This is a genomic window from Streptomyces sp. NPDC050508, from assembly GCF_040655155.1.
Classification (GTDB): Bacteria; Actinomycetota; Actinomycetes; order Streptomycetales; family Streptomycetaceae; genus Streptomyces.
Genome location: NZ_JBFAJJ010000001.1, coordinates 175,993 through 194,890 on the forward strand (window position 1 = coordinate 175,993; position 18,898 = coordinate 194,890).

14 protein-coding genes are annotated in these 18,898 nt (G+C 69.5%); 7 read left to right on the forward strand and 7 right to left on the reverse strand.

All coding sequences use genetic code 11. The annotated features are described in order from the left end of the window. Nucleotides 1-12: 12 nt before the first annotated feature. The 4 genes from AB0I69_RS00835 (at nt 13) to AB0I69_RS00850 (ending at nt 4,398) form a co-directional block, all read left to right on the forward strand. Complete coding sequence (locus AB0I69_RS00835; RefSeq protein WP_363093297.1) at nt 13-1,020, forward strand: sugar ABC transporter permease; 1,008 nt, start codon at nt 13-15, stop codon at nt 1,018-1,020. After that, nucleotides 1,004-1,918 (forward strand): carbohydrate ABC transporter permease, encoded by a 915-nt coding sequence (locus tag AB0I69_RS00840; protein ID WP_363093298.1) that lies wholly within the window; start codon nt 1,004-1,006, stop codon nt 1,916-1,918. The genes AB0I69_RS00835 and AB0I69_RS00840 overlap by 17 nt, the downstream gene beginning before the upstream one ends. A gap of 60 nt (nt 1,919-1,978) precedes the next feature. Next, the gene (locus AB0I69_RS00845) at nt 1,979-3,274 is read left to right on the forward strand and encodes an extracellular solute-binding protein (protein WP_363093299.1); all 1,296 of its coding nucleotides are present in this window, start codon (nt 1,979-1,981) and stop codon (nt 3,272-3,274) included. 92 nt (nt 3,275-3,366) lie between these two features. After that, nucleotides 3,367-4,398: a LacI family DNA-binding transcriptional regulator gene (locus AB0I69_RS00850; protein ID WP_363093300.1), complete on the forward strand. Its 1,032-nt coding sequence runs from the start codon at nt 3,367-3,369 to the stop codon at nt 4,396-4,398. Between the two features lie 2 nt (nt 4,399-4,400). Here the strand turns inward: AB0I69_RS00850 and AB0I69_RS00855 are convergent, their stop codons facing one another. Then, complete coding sequence (locus AB0I69_RS00855; protein WP_363093301.1) at nt 4,401-5,570, reverse strand: glycoside hydrolase family 76 protein; 1,170 nt, start codon at nt 5,568-5,570, stop codon at nt 4,401-4,403. Between the two features lie 204 nt (nt 5,571-5,774). On the opposite strand from AB0I69_RS00855, the gene AB0I69_RS00860 reads away from it, so the two are divergent. Together AB0I69_RS00860 and AB0I69_RS00865 are read left to right on the forward strand one after the other, a co-directional pair. Continuing rightward, nucleotides 5,775-7,388, forward strand: coding sequence for an alpha-galactosidase (locus AB0I69_RS00860; RefSeq protein WP_363093302.1), 1,614 nt, complete (start codon nt 5,775-5,777; stop codon nt 7,386-7,388). Between the two features lie 34 nt (nt 7,389-7,422). Beyond that, nucleotides 7,423-8,883, forward strand: coding sequence for a glycoside hydrolase family 76 protein (locus tag AB0I69_RS00865; RefSeq protein WP_363093304.1), 1,461 nt, complete (start codon nt 7,423-7,425; stop codon nt 8,881-8,883). 7 nt (nt 8,884-8,890) lie between these two features. Here AB0I69_RS00865 and AB0I69_RS00870 read toward each other — a convergent pair whose 3' ends face one another. Then, complete coding sequence (locus AB0I69_RS00870; RefSeq protein WP_363093305.1) at nt 8,891-9,790, reverse strand: amidohydrolase; 900 nt, start codon at nt 9,788-9,790, stop codon at nt 8,891-8,893. Then, nucleotides 9,787-11,316 (reverse strand): aromatic amino acid lyase, encoded by a 1,530-nt coding sequence (locus tag AB0I69_RS00875; RefSeq protein ID WP_363093306.1) that lies wholly within the window; start codon nt 11,314-11,316, stop codon nt 9,787-9,789. Before AB0I69_RS00875 ends, AB0I69_RS00870 begins: the two co-directional genes overlap by 4 nt. Nucleotides 11,317-11,536: 220 nt before the next feature. Here AB0I69_RS00875 and AB0I69_RS00880 point away from each other — a divergent pair, with 220 nt between their 5' ends. Next, the gene (locus tag AB0I69_RS00880) at nt 11,537-13,018 is read left to right on the forward strand and encodes an MFS transporter (RefSeq protein ID WP_363094140.1); all 1,482 of its coding nucleotides are present in this window, start codon (nt 11,537-11,539) and stop codon (nt 13,016-13,018) included. An 18-nt stretch (nt 13,019-13,036) separates the two neighbouring features. Here the strand turns inward: AB0I69_RS00880 and AB0I69_RS00885 are convergent, their stop codons facing one another. The 4 genes from AB0I69_RS00885 to AB0I69_RS00900 form a co-directional block, all read right to left on the reverse strand. After that, nucleotides 13,037-14,662 carry a SpoIIE family protein phosphatase gene (locus tag AB0I69_RS00885; protein ID WP_363094141.1) on the reverse strand — a complete coding sequence of 542 codons (1,626 nt, stop codon included), beginning with the start codon at nt 14,660-14,662 and terminating at the stop codon, nt 13,037-13,039. 215 nt (nt 14,663-14,877) lie between these two features. After that, entirely contained in the window at nt 14,878-15,558 is a 681-nt protein-coding gene (locus AB0I69_RS00890; protein ID WP_363093307.1) for a class I SAM-dependent methyltransferase, read from the reverse strand. A gap of 206 nt (nt 15,559-15,764) precedes the next feature. After that, nucleotides 15,765-17,936, reverse strand: a complete 2,172-nt coding sequence (locus AB0I69_RS00895) for a hypothetical protein (protein WP_363093308.1) — start codon at nt 17,934-17,936, stop codon at nt 15,765-15,767. A 239-nt stretch (nt 17,937-18,175) separates the two neighbouring features. After that, on the reverse strand, nt 18,176-18,754 hold the full coding sequence (locus AB0I69_RS00900; RefSeq protein WP_363093309.1) for a TetR/AcrR family transcriptional regulator: 579 nt from the start codon (nt 18,752-18,754) through the stop codon (nt 18,176-18,178). Between the last annotated feature and the right edge of the window lie 144 nt (nt 18,755-18,898).

Genomic DNA, 18,898 nt, shown 5'->3' on the forward strand with positions numbered 1-18,898 from the left:
AGGTGAGCGCGTGTGACAGCCGCTCCGCACCAAGAGACGCGAACCGCCGTACCGCCCGTGGACAGGCCGCCCGGCCGGGGGAGTCCGGGGCGCTTCGGACGGCCGTGGCGGCGACCGCCGAAGCGGTCCTCGGACACGCTGGCCGCGTACGTGTTCCTGGCACCGGCGCTCATCGGCTTCACGGCGTTCGTCGTCTACCCGCTGTTCCGGTCCGCGTACTTCGCGCTGACCACATACAACGGCCTGACCGACCCGAAGTTTGTCGGCCTCGACAACTTCCGCCGGATGTTCACCACCGACCCGTCCTTCTGGCCCTCGGTACGCGCCACGCTGCTGCTCGTCGTCCTGTACGTGCCGCTGTCGCTGGCCATCGGGCTGGCCCTGGCGGTGTTCTGCAACCAGCGGATGCGGGGCGTCGGCCTGCTGCGCACCCTGTGCTACCTGCCCGTCGTGCTGCCCGTGGTCGCCACGATCACGCTCTGGAAGTTCGTGTTCAACCCCCAAGTCGGCCTGGCCAACCAGGTGTTGAACTGGCTCCATCTGCCCACCAGTGAGTGGCTGTCCGGCGACAACTCGGCGATGCCCTCGATCGTGATCGTCATGCTGTGGAGCGTCGGCTCCACGATGATCATTTTCCTCGCCGCACTCCAGGCGGTCCCCACCGAGCTGTACGAGGCGGCCAGGCTCGACGGCGCAGGACCCCGCACCGTGTTCTTCCGGATCACCCTCCCGCTGATCAGCCCGATCATGATCCTGCAGGTGGTCCTCCAGATGGTGACCGCCCTGCAGGCGTTCAACCAGCCGAAGATCCTCTCGCCGGACAACCAGGGCGGTCCCGGGTTCAGCACCAGGACCCTGATGCTGTCGATCTACGACAACGGCTTCCCCAAGCTCGGGCAGGTCTCCCAGTTCGGCTACGCCTCCGCCCAGGTGTGGGTGCTCTTCCTCGTCATCGTCGTCGTGATCGCCGCCACCGCCCGCTTCTCGTCGATTTGGACCTACAGTGACCACGTCTCCTGACGTCACCAGGGCGCCGACGACCGCGCCGACACCGGCCACCCCACCGACGAAGCCGCCCCTCAGAGCCGTACGCAAAGCATCCTGGTACGCGACCGCGCTGCTGATCAGCTCGGTGATGATCCTGCCCATCCTCTGGATGCTCACCGTCGCGCTGAAGGGCCCCTCCGCGGTCTTCGAGGTCCCGCCGAAACTGCTGCCCCACGAGTTCCACTTCAAGAACTTCATCGACGGACCGAAGGTCATCCACTTCCCGCGCTTGCTGCTCAACTCCCTTGTCATCACCGGTCTTTCGGTGATCGGCGGGGTGATGACCTCGATGATGGCGGGCTACGCCCTGGCCCGGCTGCGCTTCCCCGGCCGGAAGGTGTGGTTCTACGTCTTCGTCGGCAGCATGCTGCTGCCCCCGGTGGTCGGCATCATCCCGCTGTTCCAGCTGTTCAAGGACATCGGCTGGTACGACACCTGGCTGCCGCTGATCGTCCCGGCCTTCCTCGGCGGCAATCCGCTCTTCATCTTCCTGGCCCGGCAGTACTTCCTGTCGATCCCGCACTCCATCGACGAGGCGGCCAAGGTCGACGGCGCGGGACACGTCCGGATCTTCTTCAGCGTGATGCTGCCGATCACGAAGCCTGCCTGGATAACGATGTCGATCCTGGCCTTCCAGATGTCCTGGAACGACTACCTCAACCCGCTCATCTACCTGTACTCGTCCCAGAAGTGGCCGCTGAGCGTGGGCATGGCCTCCTTCGTCAACCAGTTCGCCGGCCAGACCCCGGACTGGAACCTCTACATGGCCACCAACCTGCTCTACATGCTCCCCCCACTGGCCGTGTTCTTCGTCGCGCAGCGCTACTTCATCCAGGGCCTGAGCGCCCTGGGCACCGTCAACCAGCGCTGATCCGCATCCCGTCCCGACCCACCTACGAGCCGTATGCCAGCCAGGTATCAGGAGGCCACGATGAAACGATGGATCCGTTGCGCCGGAGTGTTGCTGTCGGCGGGGGGACTGCTCGCGACGGCGGCGTGCGGCGGCTCGTCCGGGAAACAGTCGGACGGCAAGGCCACGGTCACCATCATGACCTGGGAGACCGCCGTCACCAACAAGGCCATCGACCAGGCCCTGACGGGCTTCCACGACCCGAACATCACGGTCAAGCGCGTCGACACCCCCAACGGCAACTACGGCGACAAGCTCGCCGCCCTGACACAGGCCAAGAAGCTGCCCGACCTGTTCTGGTGCGGCAACGACACCGAGCAGCAGTACACCAGCCAGGGGCTCCTCACCGACTGGGCCTCCCGGCTCTCCGGCTCCAGCGACTTCGGCGCGAGCAGCTTCGTCTCCTCCACGATGAAGAACTGGAAGACCGCCGACGGCAAGATAGGCGGCGTTCCCTCGCTGCTGAACACCTACGGCATCTGGTACGACATCGACGCCTTCAAGGCCGCGGGCATCACCGTGCCCGCCGCCGGCTGGACCTGGGACCAGATGTTCGACGCCGCCGCCAAGCTGCACGCCAAGGGCGCCAAGTACGGCCTGGTCGCGGACGCCCTGACCTCCACGGACGGCCCCTTCTCCCTCAGCACGTACGCGCTGTCCGCGGGTGGCGCGCCCTTTGCCGACAACGTGCACCAGCCCAAGAAGACGACCATCGACGCGACGTACACCGAAGGCGTCCGCAAGGTCGTGGCCGGTATCAAGAGCGGAGCCATCGCGCCTCCCGGCTACGACATCAGCAACCAGCAGGGCCTGTTCGCCGCCGGGCAGATCCCGATGCTGTGGAGCGGCCAGTGGCTGGCCGCCGGCTTCCTCACCGACAAACCGAAGATCAAGTACGGTTTCGCGCCCCTGCCCCAGGTGAACAAGCCCGCCACCCTGTACGACGCCGTGGGCATCTGCACCCCGTCGTACACCCAGAACGCGGACGCCACCTTCAAGGTCCTGAAGTACCTCGACTCCACCGTGTGGAGCAAGGTGCTGCCCGACTCCCCGGTCGCGGCCCCGGCCTATCTCGGCTCCCAGAACGCCTACTTCGGTGCCCTGGACAAGGCCGGCCAGACGACCGTCGCGGCCACCGTCAAGGCGGGACTGAACACGCCGACCACCATCGGCGTGCGCTTCACCACCCAGTGGGCCAGCCAGTCAAATGACTTGATCACCGCCTACTGGCCGGACATCCTCAACGGCAAGAAGCCGCTCTCCGACCTCCAGACGATGACCGGCAAGATCAACGATGTGATCAAGAGCAACGGTTAGCGACCCGGGCCGAGCGGCGGGCCGGGACCCGATACGTATCCTGAGGGCGGTCCCGGCCCCGGTACGCGATGGAAGGTTGGTCTTCAACTCACGTGAGCAGTCGTCCCCCGCACCGTCAGAGCACCCGGCCCACGATGCGCGATGTCGCGGAGCGGGCCGGAGTCGCCGTCGTCACCGTCTCCCGCGTCGTCAACGGCATCGGCACGGTCCGCGAGGAGACGGCCGAGCGCGTGAACGCGGCGATCACCGCGATCGGCTACCAGCGCAACGAGATCGCGCGCTCCCTGCGCCCCGGCCAGAACTCCATGACCATCGGGCTGCTGCTCGGCGACCTCACCAACCCGTTCTACGCCTCCCTCGCCAAGGCCGCCGTCGAGGTCGCCAACGAGGCAGGCTACGCAGTCCTGTTGAGCACCGCCGACGAGGACCCCGAGGTCGAACGCCGGGCCGTCGGCGAGCTGATCGGCCGCCGGGTCGCCGGGCTCATCATCGTCCCCGACCAGGGCGACCACGCCTTCCTCAACGAGATCAACGGCCACGACCACGTGCCCATCGTCTTCGTCGACCGCCCGGCCACCGGCGCCGAGGCCGATGTCGTCCTGGTCGACAACGAGGACGGCGGCCACAAGGCCACCCAGCACCTCGTCGACCAGGGCCACCGTCGTATCGCGATCCTCGTCGCGCCCTCGTACTACAGCACCGGCCGACGGCTGCGCGGCTACCGCAAGGCCCTGCGCCGCAGCGGCATCGAGCCCGACAACAACCTGGTCGTCACCCTGCGCCGCGGCACCACCGAGGAAGCCGAGGCGGCCACCCGTACCCTGCTCACCTCCGCGAACCCGCCCACCGCGGTCTTCTCCACCACGGGCTTCCTCACCGAGGGTGTCCTACGGGCCTGCCGCGATCTTCAAGTCTCCATCGCCGTCGTGGGGTTCGACGATTTCAAGCTCGCCGACATGCTCCCCACCCCGGTCACCGTGGTCACCTCCGACACCGAGGAACTCGGGCGCCGTGCGGCCCACATCCTGCTGGACCGCATCGACGGCGACGACAGCCCGTCCCATCGGACCGTCCTCCCGGTGCAGCTGATCGCACGCGGCACCGGGGAGATCGGACGCCCGTAACGTCAGTACAGCGTCCGCCACTTGGCGCGCGGCCAGGCGAGCACGGCGTAGAGCTGTGCGAGGGCCGCCTGCTGGATCGCTTGCGTCCCGCCCGCCGTGTCGAAGTGCACAAGGCCGGTGGCGGGATCCCGCATCGTGTCCCACACTTGATCGGCGTAGTCGGCCATCGCCCGGTGGTAGGTGTCCTTCCCGGTCACCGACTCCAGGAGCAGCAGGTTCTTGAAGTAGATCGAGTTGAAGAAGATGGGCTGCGTGAACAGCCGTCCCTGCGTGACGTAGTAGGCGTGCGCGGCGGCGGCGACCCGCTCCGCCTGGCGCAGATAGGCGCGGTCCCGGGTGATCTCGTACAGCAGCACGGCGACGCCGACCGGCACGCCCTGGTTGTAGGACCAGAAGGTCTTCTCGACGGTGCCTTGCAGGTCAAGGTGGTCCCAGTACAGGCCAGTCGGGCTCTGCAGATGCGTGTTCGTCCAGTCGTAGAAGCGCTTCGCCCAGTCCAGGTAGTCGGCCTCGCCGGTGATCTGGTGCAGGCGCAGGGCGAGTTGGGCACCCGGCATGTTCGAGACGGTGTTGCGGTCGTGGCTCCAGTCGGCCTGCGTCCAGAAGACCCCGCCCGGGGCGGCATGGCTGCTGTCGGTGTCCCAGCCGGACCTGACCAGGGCGAAGATCTCCTTCGCGCGGGACAGCGCGGCGGTGTCGCCGGTCTGCAGATACCGCTGGACCTTCGCCAGCCCGACCCATTCGTTGTCGTCGTAGAACATGTCACCGCCGGAGCCGTACGGCGCGACCGGGTAGGAGGCGTAACCGGGCAGCCTGGTCGTCCCGCCGCCCGCGTTCCAGAAGTGCTCCTGCGCCGCTGCCCGTCTCGCGAGTTCCGGCTCGAACTCCGGGTCCACGACGGTGAGATCGAGCGCGGCGATGTGCACCTGCGAGAAGGGCCATTCGTACGAGTACGGGTTGTCGCCGGCCGCCGCCGGGATCTGCTCGCGGACCAGCCCGGAGCCGTCGGCCGCGTCGAAGTGTCTTCTCAGTGCTGAGTACGCGGCTGTGGCGCGGGACAACGCCCGTGCGGGGCTCGGGCGTTCGGCTGCGAGAGCGGGCGTGGCTGCCGTGGCCGTCAGCGCGGCCAGACCGGAGCCGATCATCACTCGCCGGGAGGGACGCAGGGACATGGAGGCCTCCAAGGGTGCGGGTGATGGAAACGTTGCCATCGACTCATGAGGCCGTCAACGCATCTGACGACACGGGTAGTTCACCCCCGGGACATTTTGGTCCGGACCATTGACGATGAAGCTTCGCTGATGGAACCTTCACGATGGTTACGTTTCCAAAGGTGAGTTCGTGCGGCCCCCCACGGCGAAGCAGGAGACCTCGACATGACCGTTCCGTCCCCCCTCAAGAGACACCTGAGCGCCGCCTTCACCATGGTGCTGCTGCTGGTCCTCGCCCCGGCCCTGCTGGTGCTGCGGGCGGCGCCGCCCGCGCAGGCCTTGGACAACGGCCTCGCCAGGACGCCCCCGATGGGCTGGAACGACTGGAACGCCTTCGGTTGCAACGTGACGGAACAGCTCGTCGAGCAGACCGCCGACTACCTCGTCTCCTCCGGGCTGAAGGACGCCGGGTACCAGTACGTCAACATCGACGACTGCTGGATGACCTCGGCCCGAAACTCGGCAGGCCAACTCGTCCCGGACCCGGTCAAGTTCCCGAACGGCATCAGCGGTACCGCCGCCTACGTGCACAGCAAGGGCCTCAAGCTCGGCATCTACGAGAGCGCCGGCACCGCCACCTGCGCCGGCTACCCCGGCAGCCTCGGCCATGAGCAGACGGACGCCAACAGCTTTGCCGCCTGGGGCGTCGACTACCTCAAGTACGACAACTGCAACCACCAGAACGTGCCCGACCAGCAGCGCTACACGGCGATGCGCGACGCTCTCGCCAACACCGGCCGCCCGATCGTCTACAGCCTCTGCAACTGGGGCCTCGCCGACGTGTGGACCTGGGGTGCGGGCGTCGGCAACAGCTGGCGCACCACCGACGACATCAACGTCAACTTCTCCACCGTGGTGTCCATCTACAAGGCCAACGTCAAGCTCGCCGCGTACGCCAAGCCGGGCGCCTGGAACGACCCCGACATGCTCGAAGTCGGCAACGGCATGTCGTTCACCGAGGACCGCTCCCACTTCAGCCTCTGGTCGGAGATGGCCGCGCCCCTGATCGCCGGCACCGACCTGCGCAAGGCCTCCGCCGCGACCCTCTCGCTCTACGGCAACAAGGACGTCATCGCCGTGGACCAGGACTCCCTGGGCAAGCAGGGCACCGAGATCTCCAACTCCGGTGGCCTGCACGTCCTTTCCAAGCCCCTCGCCAACGGCGACGTCTCGGTGGTCCTCTTCAACGAGAACTCCTCCGCCGCCACCATCACCACCTCCGCGACGGCGGCCGGCCTCCCCTCGGCGTCCTCGTACAAGCTCAACAACCTCTGGTCGCACGTCGTCAGCAGCACCAGCGGCGGCATCTCGGCGAGCGTCCCCGGCCACGGTTCGGTCATGTACCGGGTCTCCGTCGGCAGCGGCACCAGCGTCGGCACCACTCACCCGCTGATCGGCGCCTCCTCCAACCGCTGCCTGGATGCCTACAACGGCGAGACCACCCCCGGCACCAAGATCGAGATCTGGGATTGCGGCGGCGGCGCCAACCAGGCCGTGACCATCACCGCGGCCGGTGAACTCCGGCTCTACGGCGGCACCCAGTGCCTGGACGCCTACAACAACCAGACCAGCAACGGCACCAAGGTGCAGCTCTACGGCTGCAACGGCGGCGCCAACCAGAAGTGGAGCGTCAACCCCAACGGCACGATCACGGGCACCTCGTCGGGCCTCTGCCTCGACGTCACCGGCGGTGACCAGGCCGCCGGGAACGTCAACGGCACCGCGCTGGAACTCTGGACCTGCAACGGCGGCGCCAACCAGCAGTGGCGCCTGGGCTGACCACCCGCAATCCCCCCACACCCTTGGAGCCGGCATGAACTCAACAGCAAGACACATCAGGAGAGTCGGGACCGGTCTGATCGCCGCCCTGGCCCTGTTCATGCCGGTCTCCACCGGCGTCGCGAGCGCCGCCCCCGAGGCGTCGATCTGCAACAAGTACTGCGACGCCCGCGACCCGGCCCTCTCCCCGGGGGACCGGCAGCCGGTGAGCGCCACCATCTACTCCCGCAGCATCGCCCTGCACTTCGACGACACCGACGCGATGGGCTGGGCTTCGATCACCAACGGCAGCCCCGGCGACGAGGTCTGGCTCGACCGCTCCTTCGACGGAGGCCGCACCTGGGCCTCCGGCAGCAAGCTCGGTGACACCACCATCCCCTCGGGGCAAGGCGGTTGGCGCACCCTGATGTACAACGTCGACGACTGGGGCAACCTCGGTGTCGGCGCCCTGCGCGCCTGTGGCAAGGCCGGCGACCGTACCGAGATCGCCTGTACGGCGTGGGCCCGGACGACCTGGAACGCGGGCAGCCGGGCGACCGCCGCGGCCACCGCGCTGATGCAGTCGTACAACAACTCCACCGGCCTGTTCGACACCACCGGCTGGTGGAACTCGGCCAACGCCCTGACCGCCCTCATCGACAACGTCCGCGTCACCGGAATGGGCAGCTACAAGTACGCCGTCTCCACCACCTACGACCGCAACCTCTCCGCGCAGGGCGGCAACTTCACCAACGACTACATCGACGACACCGGGTGGTGGGGGCTGGCCTGGGTCGACGCGTACGACCTCACCGGCGACTCCCGCTACCTCAACACCGCCCGCGCGGACGCCGATTACATGGCTCGCTACTGGGACTCCACCTGCGGTGGTGGCGTGTGGTGGAGCACCGCCAAGACCTACAAGAACGCCATCGCCAACTCCCTCTACCTGGAGCTGAACGCCGCCCTGCACAACCGCATCGCGGGCGACACGACGTATCTCGGCCGGGCCAACGCCGAGTGGTCGTGGTTCAAGGGCACCGGCATGATCAACGGCTCCCATCTGGTCAACGACGGCATCAACCTGGCGACCTGCGGCAACAACGGCGACACCACGTGGTCGTACAACCAGGGCGTGCTGCTCGGCGGGCTGTCTGAGCTGTACCGGGCGACCGGGGATTCCACTCTCCTCACCACAGGTCGTCAGATCGGTGACGCCTCGACCACGTCGACGGCCCTCAACTCCGGTGGAATCCTTCGGGAGCCGTGCGAGACGAGCGGCTGCGGTGCCGACGGCCCGTCCTTCAAGGGCGCGTACGTGCGGGGGCTGAGCGCCTTCAACTCCCGCCTGTCCGACCGCCCTTACACGGCGTACATCAAACGCCAGGCGGACAGTGCGTACGCGAGCGACCGCAACTCCCTCGACGCGTACGGGCTGCACTGGGCCGGACCGCTGGACTCCACCGACGCGGCCCGGCAACAGAGCGCGCTCGACCTGATGAACGCGGCGAATTGACGCACCGTCACCCCTCCCCGGTGAGCAGCCGTCGCGGATTGGCGATGCGAAAGGCGTACGCGGCAGCCCCGCCCAACCCGTATCCCGGATGGCGGGGCGGCTCCGCGTAGGGGCGGTCCGAACCCTGGACCACGGCGTTGACGCCGAGCGCGCGCACGATCGCGTCGACGGCGGTCGGGCCGTAGGAGGACGTCTCTACGAACACGCCCTGATCGACCGCCTGTTGCTGTCCGCCACGAGCCGTCAGCCGCTCGCCGTGCAGCGGGGCCAGTCCGGCCAGCAGCGCGAAGCACACGCGGAGGCGTGGGTGGCGTGGCCGGCCGAAGGCCCGGAAGGCGAACCAGGCGGCGTGCATCTGCTGGACGTACGGCACCAGCGCGGGCCACCAGGAGGGGTCCGCCGAGGAGCCCACCGCGGGCCCCGGGTGCACGAAGAGCGGGAGGTCGCGTTCTTCGAGCAGGTCGAGGAGCGGGGCGCAGCGGGCGTAACCGGCCGCGTCGGCAAGGGAGTTGGCGGGGAGCTGGAGGCCGGCGAAGCCGCGGTCGAGGTCCTTGGCCGTCGCCTCCGCGTCGATGTCCCGTACGCAGGCCGCGGCCCAGGCCCCGAACGGCTCGGGCAACGAGGCCGCGCCGTCGTGGTAGGCGTCGAGCAGGGGCCGTGCCTCGGCGGCGGGCAGCCACTCCACGCCGATCGGGGCCGACAGCGAGACGAGCACCCGGTCGAGACCGTCGGCCGCGGCGAGGCTCGCGCGCAGGGCGACGTCGTGATCGGCAGGCGGTATCTCGAAGGGCGGTTCACCGTCCAGGAACAGGGTCCAGCCGTCCAGGTACGGCGGTTCGCGGCGGGCCCGCAGGGCCGTCACCAGCGAGGGGGTCCACAGATGCTGGTGTACGTCGACGTTGGTCATGTCGCTTCTCCCGCCAAGGCGTTCAGTGTGCTGCGGACGTCGTCGGACCCCAGGATGTCGCGGCTCACCGTCTCCACGTCCACCCCGTGCGGCCGGTCGTCGGTCAGGGTGGGCACGACCTCGCGGATCGCGCGGTGCAGGAACTCCGGCCCCCGTCCCAGCGCGGCCGGTGCCGCCAGATCCACCGCCTGCGCGGCCACCACAGCCTCCACGGCGAGCAGTTGGCGCAGCCGGGTGAGCATCGTCGTCAACCGCCGTGCGCCGAGCGAGGCGTTGGTCGAGTCGTCCTCGACGGCGTCCGCGCCCTGACGGGGGTCCGTGCACACCGGTGCGGACAGCAGACGGATCTCCGCGACGAGCGCCTGCGCCGTCTTGACCAGCGGAGCGAAGCCCGAGCGCTCCGGACCGTGGGGCGAGAGGTTCGCGGGCAGCCCGCTGACACCCGGGTCGAGCAGCCGGCGCATCCGTTCGGCGGAGATCGCGGCGGTCTGGGTCAGGGCCAGTGCGAGGGTGTCGAAGGCGAGGGCCAGAGCGGGGGTGTGGAAGTTCCCGGACGAGACGATCTCGCTGGTGCCGCCCAGTACTACCGGGTTGTCGCCGCAGCCGTTCAGCTCCGGTGCCAGCGCGGCGTCCGCGAAGTCCAGGGCCGCGTACCCGGCGCCGTGCACCTGGGCGGCGCAGCGCAGGCTGACCGGGTCCTGGACCCGGCGTGCGGCGCGGGGGTCGCCCAGATCGCCGCCGTCCAGCAGGGCGAGCAGCTCGCCCGCCGCCCGGGACTGCCCGGGAGCGGGGCGCAGGGCGAGTACCCGGGCGTCGAGCGGGCTGGTGTTGGCCCGGAAGCCCTCGTAGGTCAGCGCCGTTACCGCCTGCGCCAGCGCGAGAACCGCGCCCGCCTCGTGCAGGGCGAGAGCGCCGACGCCGGCCGCCAACGGGCTCGCGCTGCACAGCACATGGCCGTCCTTCGGGCCGAGTTCGGCGGGGGAGAGACCGGCCCGGCGCAGGGCCGTGGCGCCGTCGAGCACCTCGCCGCCGCACTCGGCGCTGCCCTCACCGATGACGACCAGCCCGACATGCGCCAGCTGGCACAGGTCGGAGGCGCCGATCGACCCCACCTCGGGGATCACCGGATGCACCCGCGCGTTCAGCAGGGCCACGAGCAGTCGCAGGATCTCCGGCCGTACCCCGCTGCCGCCGCCCGCGAGGCCGTTGACCCGGGCGAGGAGGGCGGCCCGTACGACGGGGACCGGCAGCGGATCGCCGACCGCGTTCGCCCGGCCCCGGACCGTACGGACGCTGAACGCGTCGAGTTCCGCGCGGGGCAGGGCGTACGAGGAGCGGGCGCCGAGTCCCGTCGTCAGGCCGTACGTCGGCACCTGCCGGTCGACCACGTCGTCCACGACGGCCCGTTCACGCACCAGTCGGGTCAACACCCCGTCCGCCAGGGCGACTTGGGCGCCGTGGCGGACGACGGCGACGACATCGCCGTAGGACAGCGTCCGTCCGTCGACGACGACCTCGGTCACCATTGGTTTCTCCCCATGTCCTGTCATGTGTGAACCTAGTGCCTGGGCTCGTGATGATCGAGTGGTGGGGAGCAGGGGCCGGGCGTACCGTCGAACGGTGAGTATGCAGTGGACGGAGCCGTTCACTGATCTCTCGTGAGTGCGAACCACCATGAGCAGCAGCCCTCAGGAAGCCTCCACCGCCCAGACCACCACCCGGGAGACGGGCGGTGGCGGAAGCACGATGGCGCTGCTCGTCATCGCGTCCTGTCAGTTGATGGTGGTCCTCGACATCACCATCGTGAACATCGCGCTCCCGCACATCCAGAGCTCGCTGGGGTTCTCCACCACCAGCCTGGCCTGGGTCGTCAACGCCTACACGCTCACCTTCGGCGGTCTGCTGCTGCTCGGTGGCCGGGCCGGTGACATCCTCGGCCGGCGGCGCGTGTTCGTGTTCGGCGTGCTGCTCTTCGTACTCGCCTCCCTGCTCGGCGGGTTGTCCCAGAACTCCGGTGAACTCCTCGCCGCACGCGCCCTCCAGGGCGTCGGCGGCGCCATCGCCTCCCCGACCTCCCTCGCCCTGATCAGCACGACGTTCCGCGAAGGCCCGGAGCGCAACCGGGCGTTCGGGGTCTTCGCCGGTGTCTCGGCCGGCGGCGGCGCGATCGGACTGCTCATGGGCGGGATCCTCGTCGAGTGGCTGAACTGGCGCTGGGTGCTCTTCGTCAACGTCCCGATCGGACTGCTCATCGTCCTCGCCACCCCGCGCTGGATCCGGGAGTCCGAACGCCACCCGGGCCACTTCGACATCACCGGCGCACTGACCTCCACCGTGGGCGTGGTCTTCCTCGTGTACGGCTTCATCAGGGCCGCGCAGGAGGGCTGGCGGGACTGGCTCACCCTGGCCTCGTTCGCCGCGGCCGTGGTGGTCCTCGCCGTGTTCGTCCTGGTCGAGCGGCGCTCCCGGCAACCGATCACTCCGCTGCACATGTTCCGCGACCGCAACCGGGCCGGGACGTACGGCATCATGCTGTGCCTCTCCGCGGCGATCTTCGGCATGTTCTTCTTCCTCACGCTCTTCGTGCAGGACGTGCTGGGCTTCAGCCCGCTCGCGGCCGGTTTCGCCTTCCTGCCGGTCAGCGCGGTCATCGCGGTCGGGGCCGGACTGGCTTCGCGGTTCCTGCCGACCTACGGCCCCAAGCCGTTCATGGTGGTGGGCGCGATCCTCGCCGCGGGGGGCCTGTCCTGGCTGACGCTGACGGACGTGCACTCCACTTATGCGGGCAGCGTCCTCGGCCCGATGCTGGTGTTCAGCCTGGGCATGGGCATGGAGTTCGTCTCGCTGACCCTGATGGCACTCTCCGACGTCCCCGTGCAGGAGACCGGGGCGGCCTCCGGGCTCCTCAACGTCACACAGCAGGTGGGCGGTTCGCTCGGCCTGTCCATCCTGGTCACGATGTTCGGTACGGCGAGCAGGAACGAGGCGAAGGACCAGATCCCCGCGTTCCTCGCCCAGGCGACCCCGGCCGAGCGGCTCCGCTTCCGGCGCACCGGCCAACTCCCGGGCACCTGGGGCCACGAGGTCCTCACCTCCGGGGTCTCGGCCGCCTTCGTCATGGCGGCGATCTTCACGGTGGTGGCCGCGCTGATCGCCGTAGTGGTCATACAGGTTCGCCCCTCCGACCTCGAACGCCTCAAGGGAGGGACGGGTGTCGGTCCGGTCTGAGCACCAACTCCCGTGACCTCAACGGCTCTTCGGGATCTGCTGCTCGAACCACACGACCTTGCCCGTGCTCAGCCGTGTCGCTCCCCAGCGCTGGGCGAGCCGGTCGACCAGGAACAGACCCCGGCCGCCCTCGTCGCCGGGCCCGGCCTGCCGCATCCGGGGCACCTGCGGCGAGTCGTCGGTCACCTCGCAGCGCAGCACGTCGGTGCGCAGCAGCCGTAGCGAGATGGGGCGCGAGGCGTACCGCACGGCGTTCGTGACGACCTCGCTGACCATGAGTTCCGTGCTGTCGAGCAGGGCGTCCAGGCCCCAGCGGCGCAGCACCCGGCGGGTCAGCCGGCGGGCCTGGCCCGCGGTGAGCGGGTGGGGGTCCAGGTGCCAGTAGCCGACGCTGTCCGGGGGGAAGCCCTCGAAGCGGGCGGTGAGCAGCGCGATGTCGTCGTCACGGGGGCCCGGCGCCAGCGCGACGAGGATCCGGTCGCACAGCCGTTCCAGCGAGGGCAGCCGGTGTCGGTGCGGGGTCGACTGGAGGTGGGTGCGCAGGGCCTCGACACCCGTCCCCACGTCCGTGTCGCGGGACTCGACCAGGCCGTCCGTGTACAGCACCAGGGTCGTGCCGGTGGGCGCGGGCATCTCCACGGACTCGAAGACGACGCCGCCGACACCGATCGGGGCGCCCGGCGGCACACGCAGGACCTCCGCGTGGCCGTTCGGGCGCAGCAGCACCGCGGGCGGATGGCCGGCGTTCGCCATGAGCAGGCGGTGCGAGATCGGGTCGTAGATCGCGTACAGGCAGGTCGCGATGTGGTCGCTGCCGAGCCGCTGGGCCTGTTCGTCGAGGTGGTGCAGTACCTCGTGCGGGGGCAGGTCGAGACCGGCGAGGGTCTGCACGATGGTGCGCAGCTGGCCCATGATCGCGGCGGACGTCATGGAGTGGCCCATGACGTCACCGACGATCAGCGCGACCCGGTTGCCGGGCAGCGGTATCGCGTCGTACCAGTCGCCGCCGACCTGCGCGGTCTTCGAGGCGGGCAGATAGCGGCTGGCCAGCTGGATGCCGGTCGGCTCGGGCAGCGACGACGGGAGCATGGTGCGCTGCAGGGTGTCCGCCACGGAGGCCTCGTGGCCGTACATCACCGCCTTCTGGACGCCGATGGCGGTGTGGGTGGCCAGCTGGGAGGCGACGAGCAGGTCGTCGCCGGTGAACGCGGACCGGTCGGGGCGGCGCAGGAGCACGACGGTGCCCATCACGTGGTGACGGCCGTGCAGCGGGGCGATGATCAGCCGGCGGCCCGGTGGCAGCGTCCCCGGCGCGCTCGCCGCGGGTCCGAGCAGCTCGGCCACCGCGGGGTCGATGCCCGGGGTGTCCCCGAAGGCCGGCCGCCCGGCCAGGAGCAGCTTCGCGAGCCGGCCGGTGAGCGTCGGCTGCACCCGCTCGGCCACGCTCGGGTACTCGGTGTGCGGCATCAGGAGGGCGGTCCTGGCCTCCGGCGCCCGGTCGATGCTGTGCAGCTGGAGGACGACGGGCGCGGCCGACTTCTCGTCCCCGACGGGCAGGGGGTCGTGCAGGTGGATGACGATCGCGTCGGCGAAGGCGGGGACAGCCGCCCACCGCAGCTCCCGCAGTGTCTCGTCCAGGTCCATCCCGCGGGCGATCCGCCGGGTGGCCACGTCGAGGTACTGGAGCCGGTCCAGCTGCTGCGCGGGCGTCCGGCCGAGCGGTACGACGGGCCCCGGGCCGCTCGACGAGGCGCCTCGCCGGGCGATTCCGGCGGGGCCTTCGCGGGGGCTCGGATGCTCCGTCACGCGCTTCGTTCCGTCCACTGGTGCGGCAGGGCCACCGTGTCGGTCCTACGACCTCAGTCGCGCCGTCGGCAGCAGAGGAAGACCTGTTCCTCGGGCGGGACGTCGGCGACCGCCGGAGCGTAGGTGTAGGAGGACTCCTTCACGATCTCGAATCCGGCGGTGTCCAGGATCTTGTGCAGGTCTTCGAGGAGGTAGCCGGAGACCCTGATCGTGTTGCCGAGGAAGGGGATCGCGAAGTCGTCCACATGGGCCTCCACCATCGACAGGGCGAACAGACCGCCCGGAGTCAACAGGTGGTGGATCGTGCGCAGGGCGAGCGGAATCTCCGCGCGCGGCAGCATCAGCAGGGAGAAGAACGCGGCGACACCGTCGAAACTGCCCAGGTCACTGGGGCCGCCGGGGCGCAGGTCGGCGAGGTCCAGCTGGTGGAACGTGGCGGCGGGGACGTACTCGCGGGCCAGCTCCACCATGCGGCGGGACAGGTCCACACCCACGACCTCAAGGCCGGCGTCCGTCAGCTGCCGGGCGGTCGGGACGCCCGTGCCGCAGCCGAGGTCCAGTACGCGGGAGCCCGGATCGAGGGCCTTGATCAGCCAGTCACCGGCTCCGACCTGGCCCTCCTTGTGCGGGAAGGCCTCGTCGTACCGGTCCCCGATGGCATCGAAGGCCTCGGCCTGACCTGAGCGGTCGAGCCGCAGGCTTCCGTAGTCGGCCCCGTCGTTCGCTCTGCTCACTGAAGTGGCCTTTCGTCCGCGCATAGAGGATTGTCCCACAAGTGTGTGAAGCGCGATTTGGGAGGAAAAGCGCCGTGAGGGGTGCCCTGGGGGCACCCCTCACGCGACGTCGAGGACGAGGAAGGCGAACGGACTGGATTGAATGCCAGAAGGCAGCAGCTGAGAAGGAAGCCCGTTCATGGCCTCGCCGTGGCCGACGCTATCAGTCAGTCGGGGATCAGGTCGCGCAGATTTTCGAGACTCACGATCCGCGAGCCCTCGGGCAGCTCGTCCGGACGGCGCAGGCCGATGTAGGTGACCGGACCGTCCGGGACGGTCTCGCCGTCCCACAGTGTCACTTCGGTCGCCTCCGCGGTCATCAGGTCGACGAGATGGCGCACGGTGAGCTGCCGCCGCTCCACGATGCCGCGCAGCAGGTTGGCCACCGTCACCCGGTTCTCCTCCACCCGGTTCGCCGAGGGGCTGCCCTTGAGGTACAGGTGCAGCCACTTCGCACGCCAACGGCCGTCGTCCCCGCGCAGGAACACCAGCGGCAGTGCGACCCGGCCCGCACCGCGCAGCTCCGACTTCACGCGCACGGTACGCGGCTCGAACGGACGCCCCCGCTGCTCGCTCTCGCGCAGCATGAACCCGAAGAACGACTCCTCGACCTCCTCGAAACCCTCCCCGGCGTAGATGTTGACCTGCGGCACGACGAACGCCCCCCGCACCGCACCCAGCCGCAGGTTGATGAACTCCGAGGCCCCGTCCGGCGCTTCGGTGATGTCACCCGAGTGCTCACCCTCGACCTCGGTGAGCGAGGTGTACGACAGCCAGGTGTTCGTCGAGTAGTCGGCGTTGAGCATCAGCGCCGACAGGTCGAAGTCGGTGCGCCGCTCGGTCTCCTTCCAGTACACGAAGAACCGCAGCAACTCGCCCTCCACCGCCGACAGCGACCCACGCGGCAGCACCCCGAGCCCGGCCGCCGTCGCCTTCCCGCTCAACGGCAGCGCCACGTCGAGCACCTCCGGGTCGATCAACAGCCGCTCAGGAGAAGGCAGTCGACGCCGCGTCTCGTCGTCGAGCACGCCAATCAGCCGCTCCCGCTCCACCGGCCCTACGACCGCCCGCGCGTCGTCGGTGACCCAGGCCCGGCCGCGCCGGTTCACGAACACCCGCAACTCCCCGGTCTCCCGGGCACGGTTGTGCAGGTGCTCGCGCACCGACAGCACGACCCGGCCGGACACCTCGGGCGCGACCTGCTCGGCCGCGGCCACCACCGCGTCCCGCTCCTCCTGCGTGAGTGCCGTGCGCAGCAGCCGGTCCAGCGCGCGGAACAGCTTGCCGGGCGCGGACTTCAGCAGCTTCACCGCGCCCAACACGTCGTTCTCGGCGAGGAGTTCCTCGACCCGGCCGTCGAACGAGGGCGCCTTCCGCTCGCCGCGCGCGACCGCGAACACCTCGGCGGCATGCGGCCACTGCGGGTACTCGTGCGGGTGCAGCCGCTCGCCGAGCCGCTTCCACTCCTCGCGGTGCACATTCACGTCGGAGAGCTTGGCGGGCGACGCGGCGACCACGGAGTCCAGCGCCGCGAGCAGCGCCCGCCGCACCGGCCGGGACAGCGACCGGAAGCGGGTCGGCTCCGCCAGCGTCACATCGCCGTCCGACAACGCACAGGCCAGCCGCAGCACATCCGTGACGGTGTCCACCAGAAGCGCCGAACCGACCGTCAGGCGGGCCTGGTTGACGAGCGCACGGTGCTCCCGCACCGGGATCACCTCGGGCTGCGGGCCGTCGACACACCGCTCGGCGAGTGCCCGCAGATCACGCTGGTGCTCCTCGTCCAGCGGTGTGCTGCTGCCTGCCAACGCCAGGTACAGGGCGGTGAGTTCGTCGGCCGGCTCGCCGCCCGCGTGCAGCACCGTGAGCCGGTCGCCCGCCGCCGCGATCAACTCGTCCTGGGCGGCGAGAAGTTCGGCGTACGTGTGCTGGTACCTGCCGTAGGCCGGCAGGCTGAGCAGGTTCACCACGCCGGTCGCCAGCTGGTCGAGCGTGTCGGCGCGCGTCTTCTCGTCGCCGAGCGCGTCGGCGACGCACGCCATCCAGAAGTCTTCCGTGTCGGGCACGTTGGCCGGGAAGTCGATGAAGTAGGCGTTGTGCTGCACGTGGTCGCCGACCAGCTCGCGGACGGTCCGCAGGGTGCTCTCGGCGATGCGGACGACGGTCTCCTCGGACAGCCCCGACAGCCGTTCCAGCAGGTCCGCGGAGAGCTTGAAGCCCACGGAGAGCAGCACGGCGTCGAACTGCCGCGCAGCGATGGCGCCTTCACCCACTGGGTCGGTGGGGAGGGGGACGCGGAACGTGTGCCGGATGACCAGCGGTTCGAGTCGGTCGATCATTCCGGCATGCTCCCAGAACCGAACAAGCGGGCGCATTCGGGTTTTCACGGTGCGGGAAGCAGGCAACCGAGGGGGTATGTCGTCGTCGTACACCTCCTTTGGCGGCCCGGAGTCCGCGGTGCCGCGGTGTTGTAACGGCCGTACGGCGGGGGGAGGTGACGCTCACGCTTCCGGGCCCCGCGCGCGATGAGCCGGTGACGTACACGATCACGCGCGCACGAACCCTTGGGCGACGCGGCTCAGCGCCCGGGTGCTCCCGCCCGCAGTCCGTCCATGACAAGGTTCAGGAGCCATTCGGCGCGGGTCTGCCAGTCGCCGTGGGGATCGATATGCCACAGGCCCGCGATGGCGAGGAAGAAGTCTTCGGGGGTGACGCCGGAGCGGATGGTGCCGGCCTTCTCGTTCGCCTTCAGCAGCAGCGCGACCGCCTCCGTCACCACGCCGTGCCCCGGCTTGGCCGGGCTGCCGGACCCGCCTGCCGCCTGCCGCAGTGCGTCGGCCAGACCGGCCTTGGCCATCGCGAACCGGGCGAGGCGGTCCATCCACTCGCGCAGCGCCCGGTCCGGCGCGCGGGTCTCCAGCAAGCGGGACGCCGCATCGGCGACCTGCTGCATCTCGTGGCGGTAGATCTCCAGCAGGAGTGCCTCGCGGTTGGGGAAGTTGCGGTAGAACGTGCCCTGCCCGACCCCTGCCTTCCTGGCGATCGCGCTCAGTGGGACGTCCGCCGCGAGCGTCAGCTCCGCGAGCGCCACTTCGAGGATGCGCTCGCGGTTCCGCTGGGCGTCCGAACGCTGAGGCGTGCCCAACTCCTCGCGCATTCCTCCTCCTTCCGGAAAGTACGGCAGAGCCGGCCTTGCTAAGCGGACAGCTGTCCGTTAGGTTCGACGGGTAGTGGACAGTTGTCCGTTTAGAGCTCACTCTACCGGCAGTACGGCCTGTTCGGACCGCCGGGATCGCGTGCC

Excerpts from the sequence above, each read along its gene's own strand:
- AB0I69_RS00845 (WP_363093299.1), top strand. The coding sequence starts at position 1,979 with ATGAAACGATGGATCCGTTGCGCCGGAGTGTTGCTGTCGGCGGGGGGA.
- AB0I69_RS00855 (WP_363093301.1), bottom strand. The coding sequence starts at position 5,570 with ATGTCCCTGCGTCCCTCCCGGCGAGTGATGATCGGCTCCGGTCTGGCC.
- AB0I69_RS00860 (WP_363093302.1), top strand. The coding sequence starts at position 5,775 with ATGACCGTTCCGTCCCCCCTCAAGAGACACCTGAGCGCCGCCTTCACC.
- AB0I69_RS00865 (WP_363093304.1), top strand. The coding sequence starts at position 7,423 with ATGAACTCAACAGCAAGACACATCAGGAGAGTCGGGACCGGTCTGATC.
- AB0I69_RS00870 (WP_363093305.1), bottom strand. The coding sequence starts at position 9,790 with ATGACCAACGTCGACGTACACCAGCATCTGTGGACCCCCTCGCTGGTG.
- AB0I69_RS00875 (WP_363093306.1), bottom strand. The coding sequence starts at position 11,316 with ATGGTGACCGAGGTCGTCGTCGACGGACGGACGCTGTCCTACGGCGAT.
- AB0I69_RS00880 (WP_363094140.1), top strand. The coding sequence starts at position 11,537 with ATGGCGCTGCTCGTCATCGCGTCCTGTCAGTTGATGGTGGTCCTCGAC.
- AB0I69_RS00885 (WP_363094141.1), bottom strand. The coding sequence starts at position 14,662 with ATGGACCTGGACGAGACACTGCGGGAGCTGCGGTGGGCGGCTGTCCCC.
- AB0I69_RS00895 (WP_363093308.1), bottom strand. The coding sequence starts at position 17,936 with ATGATCGACCGACTCGAACCGCTGGTCATCCGGCACACGTTCCGCGTC.
- AB0I69_RS00900 (WP_363093309.1), bottom strand. The coding sequence starts at position 18,754 with ATGCGCGAGGAGTTGGGCACGCCTCAGCGTTCGGACGCCCAGCGGAAC.